At 75.3% G+C, this 22317-nt stretch carries 14 protein-coding genes; 5 read left to right on the top strand and 9 right to left on the bottom strand.

Annotation, left to right across the window (positions count from 1 at the left end; genetic code table 11):
- Positions 1-62 precede the first annotated feature (62 nt).
- Complete coding sequence (locus SCATT_RS26045; RefSeq protein WP_014628705.1) at positions 63-5285, top strand: glycoside hydrolase family 38 N-terminal domain-containing protein; 5223 nt, start codon at positions 63-65, stop codon at positions 5283-5285.
- Positions 5282-6022 (top strand): peptidyl-prolyl cis-trans isomerase, encoded by a 741-nt coding sequence (locus SCATT_RS26040; RefSeq protein ID WP_014146198.1) that lies wholly within the window; start codon positions 5282-5284, stop codon positions 6020-6022. The genes SCATT_RS26045 and SCATT_RS26040 overlap by 4 nt, the downstream gene beginning before the upstream one ends.
- Before the next feature lie 10 nt (positions 6023-6032).
- On the opposite strand, the gene SCATT_RS26035 is transcribed toward SCATT_RS26040, so the two are convergent.
- The 9 genes from SCATT_RS26035 to SCATT_RS25995 all read right to left on the bottom strand — a co-directional run bounded on the left by SCATT_RS26035 (position 6033) and on the right by SCATT_RS25995 (position 19367).
- A complete protein-coding gene (locus tag SCATT_RS26035) occupies positions 6033-7556 on the bottom strand; it encodes an FAD-binding oxidoreductase (RefSeq protein WP_014146197.1) in 1524 nt (507 codons plus the stop codon).
- A gap of 306 nt (positions 7557-7862) precedes the next feature.
- Entirely contained in the window at positions 7863-8645 is a 783-nt protein-coding gene (locus SCATT_RS26030; protein WP_014146196.1) for an aminotransferase class IV, read from the bottom strand.
- Positions 8646-8649: 4 nt separating this feature from the next.
- A complete protein-coding gene (locus SCATT_RS26025) occupies positions 8650-9879 on the bottom strand; it encodes an FAD-dependent oxidoreductase (protein WP_014146195.1) in 1230 nt (409 codons plus the stop codon).
- A gap of 124 nt (positions 9880-10003) precedes the next feature.
- The gene (locus tag SCATT_RS26020; protein ID WP_014146194.1) at positions 10004-11611 is read right to left on the bottom strand and encodes a class I adenylate-forming enzyme family protein; all 1608 of its coding nucleotides are present in this window, start codon (positions 11609-11611) and stop codon (positions 10004-10006) included.
- Positions 11612-11664: 53 nt separating this feature from the next.
- Complete coding sequence (locus tag SCATT_RS26015) at positions 11665-13137, bottom strand: AMP-binding protein (RefSeq protein ID WP_014146193.1); 1473 nt, start codon at positions 13135-13137, stop codon at positions 11665-11667.
- Between the two features lie 94 nt (positions 13138-13231).
- Entirely contained in the window at positions 13232-15355 is a 2124-nt protein-coding gene (gene pabB, locus SCATT_RS26010) for an aminodeoxychorismate synthase component I (protein ID WP_041824979.1), read from the bottom strand.
- Positions 15356-15421: 66 nt separating this feature from the next.
- Entirely contained in the window at positions 15422-16804 is a 1383-nt protein-coding gene (locus SCATT_RS26005) for a 3-deoxy-7-phosphoheptulonate synthase class II (RefSeq protein ID WP_014146191.1), read from the bottom strand.
- A 113-nt stretch (positions 16805-16917) separates the two neighbouring features.
- Entirely contained in the window at positions 16918-18294 is a 1377-nt protein-coding gene (locus SCATT_RS26000; RefSeq protein ID WP_014146190.1) for an aldehyde dehydrogenase family protein, read from the bottom strand.
- Positions 18294-19367, bottom strand: coding sequence for an AMP-binding protein (locus tag SCATT_RS25995; RefSeq protein ID WP_014146189.1), 1074 nt, complete (start codon positions 19365-19367; stop codon positions 18294-18296). The genes SCATT_RS26000 and SCATT_RS25995 overlap by 1 nt, the downstream gene beginning before the upstream one ends.
- Positions 19368-19782: 415 nt before the next feature.
- Here SCATT_RS25995 and SCATT_RS25990 point away from each other — a divergent pair, with 415 nt between their 5' ends.
- The 3 genes from SCATT_RS25990 to SCATT_RS25980 all read left to right on the top strand — a co-directional run bounded on the left by SCATT_RS25990 (position 19783) and on the right by SCATT_RS25980 (position 22306).
- The gene (locus tag SCATT_RS25990; RefSeq protein WP_014146188.1) at positions 19783-20262 is read left to right on the top strand and encodes a carboxymuconolactone decarboxylase family protein; all 480 of its coding nucleotides are present in this window, start codon (positions 19783-19785) and stop codon (positions 20260-20262) included.
- 302 nt (positions 20263-20564) lie between these two features.
- Entirely contained in the window at positions 20565-21137 is a 573-nt protein-coding gene (locus SCATT_RS25985) for a hypothetical protein (RefSeq protein WP_014146187.1), read from the top strand.
- On the top strand, positions 21134-22306 hold the full coding sequence (locus tag SCATT_RS25980; protein ID WP_014146186.1) for an FAD-dependent monooxygenase: 1173 nt from the start codon (positions 21134-21136) through the stop codon (positions 22304-22306). Before SCATT_RS25985 ends, SCATT_RS25980 begins: the two co-directional genes overlap by 4 nt.
- Positions 22307-22317 lie beyond the last annotated feature (11 nt).

Here is a 22317-nt window from a genome sequence, read left to right as displayed (position 1 = left end):
GACCCAGCGCGCGCCGCCCGAGGCGGTTTCCGCGCGCGTTCACGCCACGTAGCGGGAGTGCCGTGCCAGACAGTTGCGGGAATCGCCGTCCGGAATCGGAAGACCACACCGGGACCACACCGGCCGGGCTGAGCAGACGTGACTTCCTGTCCCGCCTCGCGGTCGCCTCGGCGGCCGTGGTGGGCCTGGAAGGCGGCGCCACCACCCCGGCCCGCGCCGGTGTCGTGGTGCCCCGGGCGGTCCCGGTGCCGCTCGCCTACGACCTCGACGGGGTCTCCGGCAACGGCCGCCGGGGCTCGGCCGACTTCGACGGCCACGGCTGGTCGTACCCGGCCGAGGAGCTGCCCAGCGGCCGGAGCACGGTGTGCGGGCTGCCGTTCGCCTTCCCCGCCTACCGGGCCGGCGCCAAGAACTTCCTGACCGCGCGCGGCCAGACCCTCGACCTGCCGCCGGGCCGCTACGCGGTGCTCTACCTGATCGGCGCGGCCTCCGGCGGCGCCGCCGACACCAAGGGGCGGGTGCACTACGAGACCGGCCCGGCCGGCACCGTCCCGGTGCGGTTCGCCGACTGGGCGCAGACGCCACGCTTCGGCGAGGCCGTGGTGGCCGAGACCACCCACCGGCACCGCGCGGCCGGCGACTCCGGGCCCCGGGTGCGCCTCTACCTCCAGGTGATCCCGTGCGACCCGGAACGCCGCGCGGTCGCCCTCGAACTCCCCGCCGAACCACGGCTGAAGCTCATCGCGCTCACCGCGCAGCCCGCCGTCGCCGGCACCGCCGCCAAGGTCACCGCGCTCGCCCCGACCGACCTGTTCACCGGCACCGAACGCGAACCGCGCCAGGTGATCCAGGTGACGGTGGCCAACATCGGCACCCGGCCGGCCACCGCCGCCGCCCCGGTCACCGTCACCGTGACCGGCGAGGGCGTCACCACCCCGCAACCGGTCACCCTCACCTCGCTGGCCCCGGGCCACCAGGAGACCGTCGAGGTCGGCGTGGTGTACGACCGGCCGCGGCGCGAGGGCGAGACCGTCCCCGCGCACGTCACCGCGGCCACCCGGGACGTCCGCGACACCCAGTCGGCCCGGCTCACCGCGGCCGAGCCGGGGTGGACGATGTACATGGTCTCCCACTTCCACTACGACCCGGTGTGGTGGAACACCCAGGGGGCCTACACCGAGTCGTGGGAGAACACCGGCTTCCAGCAGCCGGGGCTGCGCCTGGTCAAGGGGCACCTGGACATGGCCCGCCGGGACCCCGACTTCAGGTTCGTCCTCGCCGAGCTGGACTACCTCAAGCCGTACTGGGACAGCCACCCCGAAGACCGGGCGTACGTACGGCAGTTGCTGCGTGAGGGCCGGCTGGAGTTCGTCGGCGGGCTGTACAACGAGCCCAACACCAACCTCACCAGCGTGGAGCTGACCATCCGCAGCGCGGTGTACGGCATGGGGTACCAGCGCGACGTGCTCGGCGGGGCGCCGGCGAGCGCCTGGCAGCTCGATGTCTTCGGCCACGACCCGCAGTTCCCGGGGCTGATGGCGGACGCCGGCCACACCTCCAGCTCCTGGGCGCGCGGGCCGCACCACGAGTGGGGGCCCAAGCAGACGGTCGGCGACAACCGGCGGATGCAGTTCCGCAGCGAGTTCGACTGGATCGCGCCCAGCGGCGCCTCGCTGCTGACCAGTTACATGCCCAACCACTACTCGGCCGGCTGGCAGATCGACAGCGCCAAGGACCTGCCGTCCGCGGAGGCCGCCGCCTACCAGCTCTTCCGCGACCTGAAGACGGTGGCGGCCACCAAGAACTGCCTGCTTCCGGTGGGCACCGACTACTCGCCGCCCAACCGGTGGGTGACCCGCATCCACCGCTCCTGGCGCGAGCGTTACGTGTGGCCGAGGTTCGTCACCGCGCTGCCGCGTGACTTCTTCGCCGCGGTGCGCCGGGACGCGGCCCGCGACAAGGTGGCGTTCTCCCCGCAGACCCGCGACATGAACCCCATCTTCACCGGCAAGGACATCTCGTTCATCGACACCAAGCAGGCCCAGCGGGAGGCGGAGAACACCCTGCTGGCGGCCGAGCGGTTCGCCACCGTCGCCGCGCTGCTGGGCGCCCGCTACCCCACCGAGGCGCTGGACAAGGCGTGGCGGCAGTTGTGTTTCGGGGCGCACCACGACGCCATCACCGGGTCGGAGTCCGACCAGTCGTACATCGACCTGCTGGGCGGCTGGCGGGAGGCGCTGGAGCTGGGGCGCACCGCGCTGGAGGGCGCCCAGGCCCATCTGGGGTCCAGGGCCGACACCCGCGGGCCGGGGGTGCCGCTGCTGGTGTTCAACGCGATGTCCTGGCGGCGCACCGACGTCGCCCGGGCCGAGGTCGCCTTCCCCGCCCCCGGTCCGGCCGGCGTCGAGGTGCGGGACCCGGCCGGGGAGCCGGTGGCGTACCACGTCGACCACGTCACCCGGCACCCGGGCGGCGGGGTGGCCACCGTCGCGCTGGCCTTCCTCGCCCGCCAGGTGCCCGCCACCGGGTACGCCACCTACCGCGTGGTGCCCTCGGCCGCCGCGCTGCCGGCCACCACCTGGACCGCGGTGGGCGGCACGCGGATCGAGAACGAGCACTACCGGGTCACCGTCGACCCGGCGCGCGGCGGCGTCATCACCTCGCTGTACGACAAGAAGGCGGGCAAGCAGATGCTGCGGCCCGGCGGCTGCGCCAACGAGCTGCTCGCCTACGACGAGTACCCGGACGGCCCGGACGCCCCGGCCGGCGGGCCGTGGGTCAACGTGCCCAAGGGCGGCCCGGTGGCGCGCAGTTCGCGGCAGCCGGCCACGGTCACCGTGGAGCGCTGCCCGGTGGGCCGGCGCATCACGGTCACCGGTGCCTTCGCCGGGTGCCGGCACACCCAGGAGATCACGCTGTGGGACGGAATCGACCGGGTCGACCTGGCCACCCGGATCGACGGCTTCACCGGGCACGACCGGATGGTGCGGGTGCGCTTCCAGCCGGACGTCGAGGGCGCCATGCCGGTGTGCGAGGTGGGCGACGCGGTGGTGGGCCGCGGGTTCGGCTTCCCCAACGTCGACTACAAGGACACCAAGTGGACGCTGGACTACCCGGCCTACAACTGGGTGGAGCTGGGGTCCACGCTCACCGTGGCGCTGACCGACCGGCGTGGCGGCGCCGCCCGCGCCTCCCGGGCGGTGAGCGTCGCCGAGGTGGTGGTACCGGAGATCACCGGGTACGCCGGCTGCGCCCGGGACGCGGTGACCGCGCTGGTGGCCACCGGGGTCACCGCGACCACCTCCACCCACGACGGCGCCCGCTACGGCAGCCTGGACGTCGACTCCAACCTGCCGGACGTACGCATCAGCGTGGGCGGGCCGGCCGAGAACCGCTTCACCGACGCGGTGCTGGCCGCCGCCCCGCCGGGCTACCGGGCGCGGCTGGAGCGGCAGTTGGCCTCGGGCGCGACCGCCCGGGTGTGGGTGCCGGCCGCCCGGCCGCTGGCCGAGACCTGGGTGCCCGACGCCGACCTGCGCGGCCCGCGGGCGCTGCCGGTGCTCGTCGTCGCCGGACGCACCCGGGCCGACACCCGTGAGGCGCTCACCGCGCTCGCCGCCGAGCTGCGGCGCGCGCCACGCGTCGAGGTGGTCCAGCCCGCGGCGCTGGACGGCACCACCGGACGGGTCGAACCGTACGGATTCGCGCTGCTCAACCGGGGGCTGCCGGGGTTCAACGCCGATCCGGCCGGCGACCTCTACCTGGGCCTGCTGCGGTCGTCCACCGGGTGGCCCTCGGGCACCTGGATCGACCCGCCGCGGCGCACCCTGCCGGACGGCGCCAACTTCCAGACCAACCACTGGAGTCACACCTTCCAGTACGCCCTCGTCGGCCACCGCGCCGACTGGCGTGCGGCCGGGCTGGCGCGCCGCGGCCACGCCTACAACAATCCGCTGACTACTCGTCAGGAAACCGCGCATCCCGGTACGCTGCCGGCCGCCGCCGATCTGCTCACCGCGGAGGGCGACAGCGTGGTGGTGACCGCGCTCAAGCCGGCCGGCAACCCGATGGCGGCCATGGCCGGCACCAGCGCGGACCCGGCACGCGGGATCACGGTGCGCGCCTACGAGTCCAGCGGCAGGCCGGCCACCGCCACGTTCCGCTTCTTCCGGCCGCTGGAGCGCGCCGCCACCGTCAACCTGCTGGAGGAGGGGCCGCGCCCGGTGACGGTGGACGGCGGCCGGCTCACCACCGAACTGGGCGCCTTCGAGATCCGCACGCTGACCGCCGTACCGCGCCGCGCCCCCGGTGACGCGGTACGCGGACCCCGGCGCGAACTCGCCCCCCGCGCCGAGCCGGCCCACCCGGTCTTCACCCGCTACTGGCGCCACAACAAGGGCGCGGCCCCCATGGGCTGCCAGGCCACCTGCGTCCAGGCGTCCCCGGACGGCGTCAGCGGCCACGGGCCGTACGACATCGAGGTCACCGTCTCCTCCGGGCACACCCGGGAACGGCTGGCCGGCACGGTGGAGGTGGTGCTCCCCGAGGGGTGGACCGCCGACCCGCCGCGCCGGATGTACGCGCTGGCCCCCGGCGCCCACCTGCGGTACGGGGTGCGGATCGACCCGGCGGGACCCGGCGGCCGTTACTACGTGGCGGTGCGGATCACCGAGCCGGGCGGGCACGTCGCCGAGGACGTGGTGACCGTCGACCACACCCCGGCCGCCCGCGCCTCCTCGGCACCGGTGCCGCCCGCGCTGCCGGGGTCGACGCCGAGCGTTCCGGTGCCGGAGAGCGCGGCCGACCGGGCGCTGGCGCTCTCGGTGGACCGCATCACCCGCAAGGCACGGCTGGTGGCCCCGGCGCCCGGGGTACGCGGTCCCCGGCCGCAGGGACCGGGGCTGACCGCGACGCTGGCCACCGCGCGGGTGGAGCTGGCCGCCGGGCACACCGCGCGGCTGACGGTGCGGCTGGCCAACACCGCGGCGAGCGAGATCCGCGGCGAGGCCCAGCTGATCGCCCCGTACGCCGTCTGGCCGTTGACCTCGCCGTGGACGCAAGGCTTCACCGTCGCCCCCGGCGGCGGCACCGAGCTGGTCTACCGGATCGCCGCGCCGCCGACCCTGCGGCCGGGCGAGTGGTGGGCGCTGGTGAAGGTGATGTACTTCGGCCGCCTGCTGTACACGCCGGCCGCCGCCGTCGTGGTGGGCCCCCGGCAGGTGCCGCCCGGGCAGCGGCGGGACGCGGACCGGGCGCAGGCCCCGGCGGCCGGGAGGACGTCGTGAGCCACCGGCACGGGGTCGTCGCCGAGGTGGGCGACGAGGTGGTCACCGAGGCGGCGCTGGCCGAGCGGCTGGCGGCGATCCGCCGCGGCCCGCTCGGGGACCGGCTACCCGGCGAGGACACCCCGGCCGGGGTGCGGCTGCGCCGCTGGGTGGCCCAACTGCTGGCCGCCGAGGCGCTGGTGGTGCACGAGACCCGGCGCGCGGTGCCGGCCCAGTACGCCCGCGGGCGTACCCCCGCCGACGCGGCGGCGGCGCTCTTCGCCCACGTCACCGCGGGCGTCACGGTGCCGGAGGAGGAGGTGCGCCGCTACTACCGGGCCAACCCCGACCTGTGGGCCCGCCCCGAGGTGCGCACCGTGTGCCAGGCGGTGCGCCCGGACCGGGCCGCCGCCCTCGCGGTGCGCACCGACGAACTCGGGCCGCCGGAACGGCTCCTGCGCGGCCAGCTGAGCGGTGCCTTCGAGAACGCCGTCTTCGCCGCCGCGCCGGGCGAGTGGATCGCCCCGGCGCGCACCCCGTTCGGCTGGCACGCCGCCGTGGTGCGCGCGGTGGAGCCGGCCCGTACCGAACCGTACGAGGCGGTGCGCGACGCCGTCCACGCCGATCTGCTCGCCGCGGCCCGGGGCAGCGTGTTCGACGACTGGCTGGCGGCGCGCCGGGCCGAGGTGGTGCGGCTCGCCCCGGGGTACGAGCACCCCGGGGACCCCAGCCTGCCGGACGCGGTGCACCGGCACTGACCGTCCGCCGCTACCTGGGCACGGACTGCGGGAAGCGGAAGAAGCCGTGCGGGTCGTAGTGGCGCTTGATCCGGCTCAGCCGCGGCAGGTTGGGCCCGTAGTAGGCGTCGGCCCAGTCACGCAGCCCGGTGTCGGGGAAGTTGACGTAGGAGTGGCCGTTGGAGAACGGGTCGACGGCGTCGAAGACCCCGTCCAGCCACTGGTCGGCGGCGGCCTGTTCGGCCGGCTCCGGGGTGGCGGTGGGGGTGCTGACGGTCATGGTGGCGCTGTAGAGGGCGTCGCGGTGCTGCCAGGCGGTGGCGTCGACGGCCGGCTCGTTGGCGTTCTTGCCCAGGCCGAGCAGGCTGATGATGCGGTTCTGGCCGGCCTTGCGGTCGGCGTCGAAGGCGGCGAGCATGCGGTCGATGCCTTCCTGCGGCATCCGCCGGTCGAACATCCGGCCGCGGTTCTTGACGTAGGAGCGGCGCGGCAGTTGGGCGTGGGGGTTGCTGCCGGTGATGTGGCACTGGTCGACGGTGTCGCCCTCGCAGCCGAAGACGGTCATCATGGCCTGCTGGTACGTCATCTCCTGCACCACCCGGCTCGCGGGCGGGGTGCCCACCAGGTCGGTGAGGGTGCGCAGTTCGTCCTCCAGCGCCTCCATGGAGCTGAGGTGGACGCCGGTGACCAGGAAGACCGGGGCGGCGCCGGGGGCGGCGTCGGCGAGCAGCACGACGCCGTCGCAGGCGATGTCGGCCGACGCCTGGATCAGCCAGTCCAGGTAGCCGGCGACCGCCCGGTCGGCCACGTCCCAGCTCCAGGTGAGGGTGTAGTGGGCCAGGTGGGTCAGGTGGGTGGGGGCCAGCTCGAAGTCGGTGACCACGCCGAAGTTGCCGCCACCGCCACCGCGCAGCGCCCACAGCAGGTCGGGGTGGCACCGCTCGGAGGCGGTGACGATCCGGCCGTCGGCGAGGACCACCTGGGCGGCGACCAGCCGGTCGGAGGCGGGCCCGTACTTGCGGTACTGCCAGCCGGTGCCGCCGCCGGTGACGAAGCCGCCCGGGGAGACCGTGGCGCAGAAGCCGGCCGGCGCGGAGAGCCCGAGCGGGGCAAGCTGCGGTATCACGTCCACCGCCTGCACCCCGGGGCCGAGGTGGACGGTGCGTTCGGCGGCCCGGACGTGGTCGAGCCGGGTCAGGTTGATCACCAGGCCCTCGGTGGTGGACCAGCCGGCGTAGCTGTGGCCGCCGCTGCGCACCGCGGTGTGGATGCCGTGGTCCTGGGCGAACCGGATACAGGTGCTGACGTCCCGCGCGGAGTCGCAGTAGGCCACGGCCTGCGGGTGGATGGTGTCGAACTGGGCGTTGGCCAGCTGGCGGGCCGTGTCGTAGCCGGCGTCGCCGGGCAGCACCAGGTCGCCGCCGAGCGCGGCGCGCAGCTGGTCCCACTTGGCCGCGGAGCGGCGCGGCGCGGCGCCCGCCCCCGCGGCCCCGGTGGCGAGCAGCCCGGTGGTCAGGGCCGCGCCGGCCCCGATGAATGCCCTACGGTTGATCATGCGTTGGCTTCCTTAGGGTGTCGGTGGTGCCGGTGGGTGCCCGGCGGCGTCGGCCACCGGGCGGAGGGCGGCGTCCGGCGCCGGCCCGGCGGTGGGCACCGGCGGTCAGGCGGGCTCCGTACGGCGCCGGGCGCGGCCGGTGAACCGGTGGGTGGTGCGCTCCCGTGGCCCGCGACGGCTCATAGCGTCCCCTTTTCGCCTCGCCCGTCGTCCCCCGGGCACCCGTGCTGCGTGGTCGGCAGACGACCCTAGCCTGGGACGGGGGTGGCCAACTGCTCCCGAACGGTGCGCATTTGGCGCCTCGGGTCAGCGGTCGTCGAGGGGGCGGGCGAGGGCGTCCAGGCGGCGGCGCCACTCGGCGGCGTGCCGGGCCGGCCCCGGCGGGAGACCGGTGCCGGTCCACTCGGTCACCGGACGGATCCCGTGCAGCGCGTTGACCAGCCACGCCTCCCGTCCGGCCAGGTCGGCCAAGCGGGCCCGGCGGTGGCGTACCGGGACCCCGGCGGCGTCGGCCAGGTCGCGGACGAGGGCGAGGGTGACCCCGGGCAGCAGCCGCAGCGCGGGGTCGGGGGTGCACAACCCCTCGTCCTGCCACCACAGCAGGGTGGCGGTGGCCGATTCCAGCAGCACGCCGCCGTCCGTGGTGAGCAGCGCGTCGTCGGCGCCGGCCGCCAGCGCCCGGGACCGCACCTCGCCCAGCCGGTCGAGGTCGGGGCCCTTGACCCGGGGGGCCCGGCGCGGGTCGGGGCCGGCCCAGGGCAGCACCCGGATGGTGGTGCCGCGCGGCGGGGCGGGCCGCAGCCGCAGGCCCAGGGTGCCGTCCCGGTGGAGTTCGGCGCGGGGGAACCAGGCGCCGGTACGCGGCAGGGCGGCGACGGCGGCGGCCCAGAACGCCCCGGTGTCCCGCCCCTCGGCGGCGCAGGCGGCGGTGAACCGGGCCCGGTGCCGGTCCAGCCCCCGCACCCGGCCGGAGTCGACCAGCCAGGAGTCGGCGACGGCGAGCGCCGGTGCGCCCGTGGTGGCCGGGCCGGGGACGAGCCCGGTGCCGGGGCGCCAGGTCAGCCAGGTGGCGGGGTCGGACGCGGTCACGGTCTCAGTACCGTCCCTCGGTGTTGGTGGGCGGAGCGGTGCGCGGCCCGTAGGGGGCCCGCTCCAGCCATTCTCCGCAGGCCGGCACGACGGGGGAAAGCGCGGCGCCGACGGCCTGCCGCAGCCGGGCGGCGCGGGTGCGCGGACGCAGGTGGGCCAGGGCGGTGGAGGCCGCGTCGCTGTTGAAGCGGGCCGCCTCGCGGCGGGCGAGGGCGAACGCGTCGATGCTGCGGTCGCGCTCGTCCGGCACCGCCAGCGCCCGGGCCACCGCCCCGGCCGCCGCCACCGAGTCGGCGATGCCGCTGTTCATGCCGCGGGCGCCGAACGGCGGGAAGAGGTGCGACGCCTCGCCGACCAGCAGCACCCGCCGCCCGGCGTCGGCGAAGGAGTCGGCGACCACGTGCAGGAAGTGGTAGCGGGAGACCCACAGCAGGCGGTCGGCGTACTTGTCCCCCACCACCTTGGCGACCCAGCGGCGGGCGGCGTCGTCGGTGGCCCATTCCTCGGGGTCGTCGCCGTCCTTGCACTGCAGGTCGAGCTGGAAGCCGCCGGCGAACGGCACCCGCATCACGCTGCGTCCGCCGAGCGCGGGGTGCTCGTAGGTGAAGACGCGTTCCAGCGGCAGCGGGTCGTGCGGGTCCTCCTCGATGTCGACGACGACGTGGAACGCCTGCGAGCGTTCGCCCTGCATGGTGATGCCGAGCGAGCGGCGCACCTGGGAGCGGGCGCCGTCGGCGGCTATGACGTAGTCGGCGTCCCAGGTGGTGCCGTCCTCGGTGTACACCCGTACCCGGTCGGTGCCGGTGTCCACGCCGGTGACGGCGGCGCCCCAGCGGAAGTCGACACCGGCCTGGTGGCACGCGGTGAGCAGATGGCGTTCGGTCTCCACCTGGCGCAGGCTGGTGAAGGGCGGCCGGGGGCCGAACGACTGCGGCGGGTAGGTGCGGACGAACACGTCCTTGGTGCGGTAGACGGTGCGCCGGGTGGGCCAGACGACGCCGTTGCGGATGAGCGTGGCGTCCAGGCCGGGGTGGATGCGGCCGAGCAGCGCGAGCGATTCGCGGTGCACGAACAGGGCGCGGCTGCCGGGGCGTTGCCGGTCGGCGGGCTCGGCCTCCAGCACGGTGACGGGCAGTCCGTGGCTGCGCAGCGCGAGCGCGGCGGTGAGGCCGACCGGGCCGGCGCCGACGACCAGGACCGGGTGCTGCCCCGTGGCGGGGTGGTTGCCAGGCATGGTGAGCTGCCTTCCTCGTGGGTACGGCGGTGGGTGGCGGGAGGGGCGGCCGGCGCGGGGGGCGCGGCGGGCGGGGCGCCGCGCTCCCCCAGGCGGGCCGGCCGGTGGGTGCGGGAGGTCCGGGTCAGGCGGCCGACCGGGCCGGTTCGGCGGTGACCGGCCGGGGCGCCGTCCCGTCCCGCAGCATCCGGGAGATCGCCACCCGCTGCACCTTCCAGGTGGAGGTGCGCGGCACCTGGTGGAACGGCCAGTGCAGCGGCGCGGCCATGGCCGGCAGGTCGGCGGTGGCCCGCGCCCAGCGCTCCGGGTCCAGCGGGGCGTCGCGGCGGGTGCAGACCACCGGCACCGGCTCGTCGCCGGCGCCGGGGACGACGACGACCTCCAGCAGCTCGTCCAGCCGGGACATCAGGACGTCCTCGACCTCCAGGTTGCTGTCGATGGAGTCGATCTGGTCGATCTCCCGGTCGATCAGGTGGAGTTTGCCGAACCGGCCGAGGCGGCCCATGTCGCCCAGGCGCCACCAGTCGCCGTCGAGCTGCTTGCGGTAGCGCTCGTCCTCGCCGAGGTAGGTCAGGATCCGGCCGCGTCCGCGCAGTTCGAGCTGGCCGGGCTCGCCGCGCCGCACCGGCTTGCCGTTCTCGTCGACCACCCGCAGCTTGATGAAGCCGGGCAGGACGTAGCCGACGTCCCGGCCGTCGTTCTTCGCGGCGCTCTTCTCGGTGTACCAGGCGCCGGAGATGGGGCCGGTCTCGCTCTGCCCGTAGAGCTGGACGAGCAGCGGGCGGCGGCGGCGCGAGGCGGCGAGCAGGCGCTGGATGGTGCGCGGGTGGATGGCGTCGAAGGTGCTGCTGTAGTAGCGGACGCTGGACAGCGGGGCGCCGGGGGCGTCGGCGAGGTCCTCCCACTGGATGAAGTTGTTGGGGTGGGTCTCCACCAGCCCGGGGCGGGTGCGGTTGAAGATCGGGGCGATCACGTCCGGGTCCGGGTCGACGAGGACGACCAGCGGGTTGCCGTAGTTCAGGAAGACACCGAGCGAGTGGTAGAACCGCGAGTGCACGAAGGACATGCACAAGGCGGCGGTCTCCTTGCGCCGGATCGGCCAGGCGATCATCTGCTGCGGCAGCAGCCGGTGGAAGAGGGCGCGGGCGGTGTGCACCATCAGCTTGTTGACGCCGGTGGTGCCGGAGCTGTGGGTGATCAGCGCGGGCTGGGTGCGGTGCAGCTTGACCGCGGGGCGGCGCGGCAGGCCGGTCAGTTCGGCCAGGAGGCTCAGGTCGCCGTAGCCCTCGGTGCCGGCCAGCAGCACCTGGCGGGAGAGGTCGCCGACCGGTACGCCGTCCAGCGGGCCGGCGAGTTTGGCGGCGTCGCTGATGAGCCAGGGCTGGTCGAGGCGGCGCAGCAGGGTGCCGACGATCTCGCCGGGGAGCGCGGAGGAGAGCATCACCGGGACCCCGCCGATCCGGGCGACGGCGCTGGCCAGCAGCGCGATGTCGAAGTTGTCGGTCTTGTGCACCGCGACCCGCTCGGTGGGGCGGACCCCCAGGTGCCACAGCCGGGCGGCGAGGTCGTCGACGATGTCGGCGAGCGTGGCGTAGGTGAGGTCGGTGCCGCGGTCGGGGAAGGTGGCCAGCGGCTGGTCGAGGACGACCGGGACGCCGCCGTGCCGTTCGGCCGCCTTCTCCCACAGGTGTCCGAGGTAGAAGGCCTTTTCCGGGAGGGTGGTGGAGAACATGGTCGGCTGCTTTCTGTGGAAGGAGAGGAAGGTCTTTTCCGGTGGCCGCCGGATCACCAGCTGCCTTGGCGGACGAGGAAGCGCTGGAGCTTGCCGGTGGCGGTGCGGGGTAGAGACGGGACCAGCTCGACGCCGCGCGGCACCTTGTAGGGGGCCAGGCGGCGGCGGGCGAGCCCGGTGAGTTCGGTGGCGAACGCCTCCGGGTCGCTGACCGGGCGGCGCGGGACGACGAAGGCACGCAGTTTGGTGGCGCCGCGTTCGTTGCCGATGCTGGCCACGGCCACGTCGCGGACCCCGGGGTGGCCGGCCAGCACCTGCTCGATCTCCAGCGGGGAGACGGTGATGCCGCCGACCATCTCCAGGTCGTCGGTGCGGCCGAGGTGGCGGTAGGTGCCGTCGGGGTTGCGGACGGCGCGGTCGCGGGTGTTGAGCCAGCCGTCGACGATCAGCCGGGCGGTCTCGGCGGGGCGGCCGAGGTAGCCGGGGGTGACGGTGGGGCCGTGGACCCACATCTCGCCCTCGGTGCCGTCCGGGACCGGGCGGCCGGCGCGGTCGCGCAGTTCGATCCGGAAGCCGGGTGCCGGGCGGCCGACGGTGCCGGGTACGTGGCAGGCCGGGCCGTTGGTGCAGATGGCGTGGCCGGCTTCGGTGGAGCCGAGCTGGTCGTAGAGCGGGGCGCCGAGGAACTCGCCGACACGGTCGGCCAGTTGGGCGCCGAGCGGTTCGCCGGCCGTGATCACGGCGCGGACGCTGCGGAAGTCTGCCGGGTCGGTCTCGGCCAGGAGGTTGGCCAGCGCGGAGGGCACCGCGTACAGGTGGCTGACCCGGTGCCGGGCGACGAGCGCGGCGACGACCGGCGGGCGGGGCGGCCCGGGCACCAGGACGGCGGAGCCGCCGGAGTGCAGCGGGAAGGCCAGGGCGTTGCCGAAGCCGTAGGCGTAGAAGAGCTTGGAGACCGAGAGCGTCACGTCGTCCGGGCCGATCCGCAGCACCTGGGCTCCGGCGCCGGCGTGGTAGGCGGCGGGGTCGGCGTGCCGGTGGACGACGCCCTTGGCGCGGGAGGTGGTGCCGGAGGTGTACTGGATGTAGAGCGGGTGGTCGGGGGCGACCTCGGCGGCGGGGGCGGGCGGTCGGGCCGCGGCCAGCCGCGGCAGCGCGGCGCCGTCGAGGTGGCGGATGCCGGTGAACCGGTCGGCGAGCGGGGCCTCGGTGACGGCGAGGTACGTTTCGCTGTCGGCGGCGAGGAAGGCGTGGTCGGCGGCGGTGAGCGCGGGGTTGACCAGGACGGCGGTGGCGCCGAGGCGGGCGGTGGCCAGGAACGCGGTGACCCAGGCGATGCCGTCCGGCAGGGCGATCAGCACCCGCCGGGCGGGGGTGACCCCGGCGTCGGCGAGTACGGTGGCGGCGCGGGCGGCCAGGTCGTGCAGCTGCCCGTGGGTGATGACGCGGTCTGCTTCGTAGTAGGCGGGCCGGTCCGTCCAGCCGCGGCCCAGGGCCAGGGCCGCGAGGTCTTCGGCCATGTTCATCGGGTGGGCTCCTGTCGGGGTGCGGGGGCCGGGCCGCCGGGCCGGGCGGCCGGGGTGGCGGTGCCCCGGCCGTGGGCCGGGCCGGCGGCGGGGGTCAGGCCGCGAGTTCGCCGGCGGGCCGGTAGGCGCGCAGCGGCGCGCTGGCCTTGAGGAGCATCTCCTCGTACTCCTCGTCGGCGTCGGAGTCGAGGACGATGGCGCCGCCTGCGCCGACCCGCCACCGGTCGCCGACGCGGACGGCGGTGCGGATGACGATGTTGAGGTCGGCGGTGCCGTTGACGGACAGGAAGCCGATGGATCCGGAGTAGACGCCGCGGGCCTCGGTCTCCAGCTCGTCGATGATCTCCATGGTGCGCAGCTTGGGGGCGCCGGTCATGGAGCCGCCGGGGAAGCAGGCGCGCACCGCGTCCACCGCGTCGGTGCCGGGGCGCAGCCGGCCCTGGATGGTGGAGACCAACTGGTGGACGGAGGCGTAGGTTTCGGTGGCCATCAGCCGCGGCACGTGCACGCTGCCGACCTCGCAGACCCGTCCCAGGTCGTTGCGGAGCAGGTCGACGATCATCAGGTTCTCGGCCCGGGTCTTGGGGCTGGCGGCGAGCGAGGCGCGCAGCCGCTCGTCCTCGGCCGGGTCGGCGTCGCGCGGCACGGTGCCCTTGATGGGTTTGGTCTCCACGGTGCCGGAGCGGTCGATCGTCAAGAACCGCTCGGGCGAGGAGCTGGCGATCTCCACCTCGCCCAGGCGCAGGTAGGCGGCGTACGGTGCCGGGTTGGCGTGCCGCAGCCCGCGGTAGAACTGGTAGCCGTCCTCCTCGACGGGGAGCCACGCCGAGGTGGTCAGGCAGACCTCGTAGCTCTCGCCGGCGTTGAGCTGCTGGTGGATGTCGGCGATGCGGGCGCGGTAGTGCTCGCGGTCGTGGGTGAGGAAGGGTTCGGCGGAGTCGTCGGGGGCCGCGGGCTGGTCGGCGGTGCGCAGCGCGGGCGGCAGCGAGAGCACCGCGGCGGCGGTGGACTCCAGCCAGGCGACGGCGGCGGCCTCGGTCTGCGGGGTGCCGTCGCTGAGCGCCAGCAGGTAGGTGGTGTCGTCCTGGTGGTCGACGGCGATGACCCGGTCGGCGAAGATCCAGGTGGCGTCGGGGGTGGGCGAGGTGTGTTTGTTGGCGGAGCCGAGGTCGGCCTTGAGTTCGTAGCCGAAGTAGCCGACGTAGCCGCCGGTGAAGCCGAAGGGCAGGTCGGGAACGTCGGTGCGGCGGCGGCGCAGTTGGGCCTGGAGGTAGTCGAAGACGGTGCCGGGCACGCGCTGCGGCAGCCGGCCCGGGCGGACCACCTCGACCTCCTTGTCCTCGGTGCGGTAGCGGACGGTCTCGGCCAGCGGTCCGGCGGCGTCGCCGAGGAAGGAGAAGCGGGAGCGGCCGGGTTCGACGTGGGCGCTGTCCAGCCAGAAGGCGGGGGTGGCCGATCCGGCGTACAGGTGGGTGAAGGCGGCCTCGGTGTCGATGGCGGTCTCGATGCTGCGCAGGTGGACCCGGTACGGGGTGGCGGGCCCGGTGTCCTCGGGCAGCAGGGCGGGTACGGGGGCGGGTTGCGGGGCGGTCGGCGGCGCGGGGCGGTCGGCGGTGGCCGGGCGCGGGTGGGCGGCGTGGTGGGCGGCGGTCAGGTCGCGGAAGTTGGCGAGCATCTCGCGGCCGTACTCGGTGGAGACCGACTCGGGGTGGAACTGCACGCCCCACACGGGTCGTTCGCGGTGGCGCAGCCCCATCACCACGCCGTCCTCGGACCAGGCGGTGGCCTCCAGCACGGCGGGCAGCGGTTCGTCCACGCGCAGCGAGTGGTAGCGCACCGCGGTGAACCCCTGCGGCAGTCCGGCGAAGATGTCCTTGCCGTCGTGGGTGACCTGGCTGAGGTAGCCGTGGCGGGCGGCGGGGGCCGGTCCGACCTCGGCGCCCTCGCCGGCCGCGATGCCCTGGTGGCCCAGGCAGACGCCGAGCACCGGGATGTCGGCGCGGGCCAGGATGCGGGCGGAGACCCCGAAGTCCCGTGGGCGGGCGGGGTGGCCGGGGCCCGGTGAGATGACGATGTTGTCGAAGGCGGACAGGTCGAGGTCGGCGGCGCCGGGGGCGTCGTTGGTGACGACCACCGGTTCCTCGCCGTTGACCTCGGCGATGAGCTGGAAGAGGTTGTAGGTGTAGGAGTCGTAGTTGTCGATCAGCAGGGTTCTCATCACACGGCTTCCCTGGGGTCGTCCGGCGCCGGGTCGCGGCGCGGATCGGCGGGCGGCGGCGGGCGGTCAGCCCCGGGCGATCAGGTCGGCGATGAGGCCGGCGGTGGCGCGGGCCTGGTCGTCGTTGAGGCGCGGGTCGCACAGGGTGCGGTAGGCGCGGGCGAGGCCGGCGGCGTCCTTGGGGCCGTGGTCGCCCAGGCACTCGGTGACGTGGTCGCCGGCCACCTCCAGGTGGACGCCGCCGGGCCACTGGCCGGCCCGGCGCAGGACCTCGAAGAAGCCCCGGATCTCGTCGTGGACGGCGGACAGGTGGCGGGTCTTGCGACCGCCCTCGGTGACCGTGTTGCCGTGCATCGGGTCGCAGGCCCAGACCACTTCGTGGCCGGCCTCCTCGACCGCGCGGACGATGCGCGGCAGCCGGTCGCGGACCCGGGCGGCGCCCATCCTGGTGATGAGGGTGAGCCGGCCGGGGCGGCGGTGCGGGTCGAGCCTGCGGCACAGCTCGACCACGGTGGCCGGGTCGGCGTCGGGTCCGACCTTCAGGCCGACCGGGTTGGCGATCCGGGCGGCGAAGGCGACGTGGGCGCCGTCGGTCTGCCGGGTGCGTTCGCCGATCCACGGCTGGTGGGTGGAGAGCAGGTAGTGCTCTCCGGTGAACGGGTCGAGCCGGACGAACGCCTGCTCGTAGTCGAGGACGAGCGCCTCGTGGCTGGTCCACATCCCGGTGCGCCGCCAGGTGCCGTCGGTGCGGCGGGTCTGGCCGTAGTCGCGGACGATGGAGCGCAGCGTGCCGTCCCAGGGGCGGGTGGGCAGTTGGCCGGTCCACGGTTCGGCGTCCGGCGCCCACAGCTCGGACAGCTGGCCGGAGGCGGTCTCGTGGGCGATCAGGTGGAGTTCGCCGAGGACGCCGCGGGCGGTGTGGTAGGCGGTGAGCATCCGGCGCGGGTCGTGCCGGCGGGCGGCGGGGTCGGGCTCGGGGGCGTTGACCATGGAGCCGCGGAAGACCGGCAGGGTGCGGCCGTCGACGGTCTCCTGGGGCTGGGAGCGGGGTTTGGCGTACTGTCCGGCGATCCGGCCGACGGTGACCGTGGGGGCGTTCCAGGCGCTGCTGATGATCTCGGCCATCTCGCCGATGACGCGGTGTTTGCCGCGTACCGCGGCGAGTCCGGCGGCGCCCACCGGCTCGGCGCAGTCGCCGGCCTGGACCAGGAAGGCGCGGCCGGCGCTGACGTGGGCGAGCGCGGCGCCCAGCCGGCGGACGTCGGCGGGTGCGGTGAGCGAGGGCTGGAGGGCCAGGTGGTCCATGACCCGGGCGGCGAGCGCCGGGTCGGACCAGGTGGGTTGCTGGACGGCGGGCAGGGTGCGCCAGTTGGCGGCCGGTGGGATGGTGGCGGAGGGGGCGCCCGGGGTGGTGGGTGGTGTCCCGGGCGGGGTCTCGGTGAGGATCATGGCTCGTCTCTTTGTGTCGGCGCGGCGGGCGGCACGGTCACCGCGGGCCCGGCGCGGGGCGGGTGGGGCGGCCCCGCGGGGGCGTTGCGCGGGTGGCACCGTGGGATGCGGGGTCAACGGTCCGCCGCGTCGGTGACCAGGCCCTTGGGTTCGAGCAGGAAGGTGGCGAGGCTGCCGTCGTGCGGCAGTTCCGGTACCGAGGACCAGGGGCGGACGCGGCCGGTGACCACCTTGCGCACGGTGGGTTCGCGCAGCGCGGCCTCGGCCAGTTCGGCGTGGTCGTCGGGGATGCTGACCACCAGCGAGTCGCGCAGCGGCCGGGTGCCGTCCTGCGGGCGCCAGGGGGCGACGACCACGAAGGGGAACGGCAGTTCGGTGCCGATCAGCGGGTGTGCCGGGTCCTCGGTGGAGAGCACCATCGGCCGTAGCACCGTGGTGCCGTCGCCGGGGTCGGCCAGCGGTCCCTCGTCGTAGCGCGGGGTGCTGTGGTCGGTGGTGCCGGCGGTGATCCGGGTGAGGTGGTCGCGCAGGGCGGTGGCGGCCTGGCGTCCGGTGGCGGGCAAGGTGGCCTTCTCGTCCAGCAGCGGCAGCACGGGGAGCGCGGCGAGCCGGGCGGCGAGGCGGTCGGCGAGCGGCCGGACCGGGCCGGAGGTGAGCACCACCGAGATGTTGTTGCAGCGCACCCCGCCGTCGTCGGCGATCCACTCGGTCAGGTGGTCCAGGAGGTCGTCGTCGGGGTCGGGGCCGACCAGGGCCTTGCTGCGGCCGGGGCCGCGGACCAGGACGTCGGCGCGGGTGGTCCAGCGGGCCACCGCGTCCGGGCCGCCGTAGACCAGCCCCAAATCGGCCTGTTGCAGCAGGTGTTCGCCGACCTCGTGGCCGCCGGGCAGGAACGCGGCCCGGTCCGGGTCGAGCCCGGCGGCCAGCAGCGCGGCCAGCAGCCGGCGCGGGGTGAACGGGTCCTTGCTGCCCGGGCGGACCAGCACGCTGGCGCCCAGGGAGAGCGCGCGGACCCAGGTGACGTTGGGTTCGGGGTGGTTGTTGGGGACGATGGCGGCGAGCACGGTGCCGCGCGGCACCCAGCGGGTGGCGTAGCCGGGGACGGCGAACTCGGCGGGGAGTTCGGCCCGGTTGAGGCGGTCGGTCATGCCGAGGGCGGCGCGGATGCCGGCGACGGCCCGGGTGATGGCGGGGCCGGGGGTGCCGGTGGCCATGGTGACCCGGCGCCGGTACTCCTCGACGCTCTCGCCGGCGAGTTCGGCGGTGGCGAAGAGTTCTCCGGCCCGGGCGAAGACCTCGGCGGCCGGTGGCGGCCCGCCGGCCGCGGCCCGTACCCGGCCCACCGCGGCGAGGGCGAGGAGCCGGGGGGCGAGGCCGATCTCGGCCAGCGGGGTGCCGTCGACCGCGGTGAGTCGCGCGCGGTCGCGGCTGGGGGCGTCCGCGCCGCCGATCACCGGCTCGACCACGGCGAGCGGTGGGGCGCCGGTCATCAGTAGACCCCTTCGATGACCGCGGGGGCGTCGGCGTCGCGCAGCGGTCCGACGTCGGCGAGGCCGTCGACGGTGTCGCCGGGCGCCGGGCGGACCCGTACCGCGGTGTCCCGCTCCAGCACGTTGGGCAGGAACATGTCGCGGCTGAGCAGGTGGATGCGGACCTGGCCGCGTTCGCCGTAGCCGACCGGTTCGCCGGTCCCCGGGTCGACCAGTTCCACCACGGACTGCGGGAAGAACGGGCGGAAGACGCAGGGGAACTCGTCGCCCTCGGCGCGGGGGCGCTGCGGGGCGATGCCCATGATGGTGTTGCCGTAGATGGCGGCCACCTTGGCGCGCGGGAAGAAGGTCTCCTCGATCTGGCGCAGCGTCTCGGGGCTGATGCTGGTGCCGGCCCACAGGATGCCCTCGACGGTCGAGGCGAGCCGTTCGTACAGGGCGGGCCGGGCGCACAGCGCCTCCAGCACCGGCGGGGTGATGAAGAGGACCTTGACGTCCTGCGAGCGGGCCACGAGTTCGACCTGGTCGAGCAGGTAGTCGCGGTACTCGTCGGCGAGCGCGGTGCGGCCGGAGCCGATCAGCCGCTTCACCCAGCGCGGGTCGAAGTCGAGGGTGAAGCACATCGCGCCGCGCAGCTCCGCCAGGCGTTTGACGGTGCGTCCGACGACGTGCGGGCCGGTGGGTCCGACGTGCAGCCAGTGGCCGTGGGCGGGGAAGCCGTGGTCGGCGAGGACGGTGCTGACCCAGTCGACGTTGAGGGTGCGCGAGACGCTGTCGACCACGCGCTTGGGGGCGCCGACGGTGCCGCCGGACTCGAACACCTCGAAGAAGCGGTCGACGTGGCCCTCGGGGACCAGGTCCTCCACCGGGACGGTGCGCAGTTCGCCGCTGACGTCGGGGAAGCGGCGCAGATCGGCGATGTGGTGGATGTCGTTGAGCGGGTCGAAGTCCAGGTCGCGGGCCTTGCGCAGCCAGAACGGCGAGCCGGTGCGCGGGTCGAAGTGCCAGCGCAGGATCTCGCGCAGGTGTTCCGACGCCTCGGGCGTGCCCGCGGTCAGCGGGCCGCCGGTCATCAACTCTGTCATCTGCTTCCAACCGTTTCGTCAGTCGGTGCCTGGCACGGGCCGGGCGTCCGCCGGTGGGCGGGGCGCGGCCACGGGGGCATGGAGAAGGGCAGTGCGAGGGAGCGGAGGTGCGGCGGCGCGGGGCACTGGTGGAGACGGGCGGTGCGTGGCGCACGGGGCCTTCGGGGCGCCGCCGGTGACGCGGCGGAGGGGAAGGGCATGCCCCGGCGGATCACTCCGCCGGGGCACCCTCTCCTGCCTGCCGATATTTATCTTTTCCGTGAGCTATCTCGGTGTCAACCCGTGCGCGCCAAGGGTCACCGCCCTCTCGCGGCCGTCCAACGCCCGCTCCGGTGGCCGGCGTTCAACCACCACCCGGTTGAACGCTGGTGCTCACCGCGCCCGGGCTCCTAGCGTTCAGGGCATGACTTCGAAGAATTCCAAGCGCCTGAACCTCAAGGACCTCTCCGCCCCCACCTACGCCGTGATGAACCGGCTGGCCGGCACCGCGGCCAAGGCCGCCGAGGAGGCCGGGCTGGAGAAGAGCCTGCTGGAGCTGGTGCGCATCCGCGCCTCGCAGATCAACGGCTGCGCGTTCTGCCTCGACATGCACGCCCTCGACGCCCGGGCGGCGGGCGAGACCGAGCAGCGCATCTACGCGCTCAACGCCTGGGAGGAGACCCCGTTCTTCGACGACCGGGAGCGCGCCGCCCTGGCCCTGACCGAGGCCATCACCCTGGTGCACGACGGCCATGTGCCCGACGAGGTGTACGAGCACGCGGTCAACGTCTTCGGCGAGGCCCAACTGGCCCAGCTGGTCTGGGCGATCACGGTGATCAACGCCTACAACCGAGTGGCCATCACCGCCCGGCTGACCCCGGGGAACTACACCCCGTCCGCCTGATCCGGCCGGGCCGCCGCCTCCCGTGGCGGCCCGCCCCACCGACGCACGGGCCGCGGTCCCAGCGCGGCCCGTGCTCCATGTCCAGTGCCGCGTCAGCCAGGGTTCGCCCGGTGAGGAGCGGCGTCCGGTGCGGTGCATCGCAAGGCGCCGGACCAGCCTCTCCCCCTGCCCCGCGGGGTACCCCCGGGGCCTACTCGGCTGGTCCGGCAACGCCGCGAGGCGCCGTGCCGGGCGTCGCGACGGGGCAAACCCTGGCTGACGCGGCACTGGGTACCGCGACCGCCTGTGAAGGAGGGCCACCGATGGCCGTCGACCACGCCGTACCGGCCGCGACCGCGGCCCGCGGGCTGCCGCCGGACGGCTTCGCCGACCCGTTCACCCGGCGGCTGCTGGGCCGCGCGGGCTCCACCACCGACGCCCTCCAGGCCCGGCTCGGCGTCCCGCTGCGGGTCCGGGTCACCGCCCAGGAGGTGACCGACCCCGGGCCGCTCGACGCGCGGCTGCGGACGCAGCTGCGGCTGCCGCCGGGCGAGGCGTGCCTGGTGCGCCGCAGCGAACTGCGCACCGGGCGGGGCAGGTTGGTCTCCCGCAACCTGGTCGTCGGCCGGCTGCCCGGCCGTCCCGCGCTGGCCGCCGCGGTCACCGGGCGCACGGTGCCGATGGGGGCCGCGGCGGCGGTACGCGCCGCCGGCCAGCGCCGGGTGCCGCTCCTGGTCGAGCTGGCCTGGTGGCCCGGGGCCCACGGCCCGTACCGCGCGGTGCGCCGCGGCTATCTGCTCCGGCTCGACGAGGAGGCGCCGCTCCTGGTCACCGAGGAGTTCGACCCGGCGGTCGTGCCGGCCCGCCTCACCGCCACCGGGACGTGGGCGGCATGAGGGAGCTGATCGTGGCCGGCGCCGGACCGGTGGGGCTGAGCGCGGCGCTCGCCGCCCGGAGCCAGGGCCTGCCGGCGCTGGTGCTGGAGGCCCGGGACCACCGGGCGCGGCGCCCAGGCAGCCGCGCCATCTTCGTGCACCGCGCCACCTTGGAACTGCTGGACCGGATCAGCCCCGGACTCGGCGGCGAGGTCGCCTCCCGCGGGCTGGTGTGGGACACCCGGCGCACGCTGTGGGCCGGCCGGGAGGTGTACGCCCGCGCCTACCGCGCCCCGGCCGCCGGGGCCCCGTTCACCAGCCTGCCGCAGACCGTGGTGGAGGACCTGCTGCGCCGGGCCTGCGAGGCGGCCGGGGTGGAGTTCGGGTGGGCGGACCCGGTGCGCGAGGTGGCGGTGGCCGAGGACGGGGTGCGTCTGGTGACCGCTTCCGGCGCCGCCCACGAGGCCCGCCACGTCATCGCGGCGGACGGCGCCCGCTCGGTGGTCCGGGAACGCCTCGGCATCGCGCTGGCGGGTACCGCGTCGGCCACCGAGTTCGTCGTGGTGGACGTCGCCGACGGGCCGTCGCCGCTCCCCGCCGAACGGGTCTTCCACTACCGGCACCCCGCCGTGGGGGGCCGCAACGTCCTCCTGGTGCCGTTCCGCGGGGGCTGGCGGGTGGACGTGCAGTGCCGCCCCGGTGACGACGCCCAGGGGTTCGCCGCCTCCGCCGCCGACTGGCTCCCCGACGTGCTCCCCGGCATACGGCGCCCGCGGCCGGTGTGGTCCTCGGTCTACCGGTTCCAGCAGCGGGTGGCGGAACGCTTCACCGACCCGTTCCACCGCGTCCTGCTGGCCGGCGAGGCGGCCCACCTGCTGCCCCCGTTCGGCGCCCGGGGGATGAACTCCGGCATCGCCGACGCCGTCGAGGCCGCGCGGGCGGTCCGGGCCCGGGGAGCCTCCCCGGCCGCCCCCGGTGACCCGGTGGCCGGCTACGCCGTCGCCCGGCGGGCCGCCGCCGAACGCAACGTCCGCGCGGCCGGCGCCGCCCTCGACCACCTCGCGGCGCCCCGGCTGCGCCAGCGCTGGACCCAGCGCGCCGCCGCCACCGCCGCCCCCCTCTGGCCCCGCGCGGCCCGCTGGCTGGACTCGGCTCCGTACGGCCCCCGCCTGCGCCAGGTCCGGTACTGACACCGGGCCGG

Origin of the sequence: Streptantibioticus cattleyicolor NRRL 8057 = DSM 46488, from assembly GCF_000240165.1 — a bacterium.
Classification (GTDB): Bacteria; Actinomycetota; Actinomycetes; order Streptomycetales; family Streptomycetaceae; genus Streptantibioticus; species Streptantibioticus cattleyicolor.
This window is presented reverse-complemented; position numbering and strand designations above follow the sequence as displayed.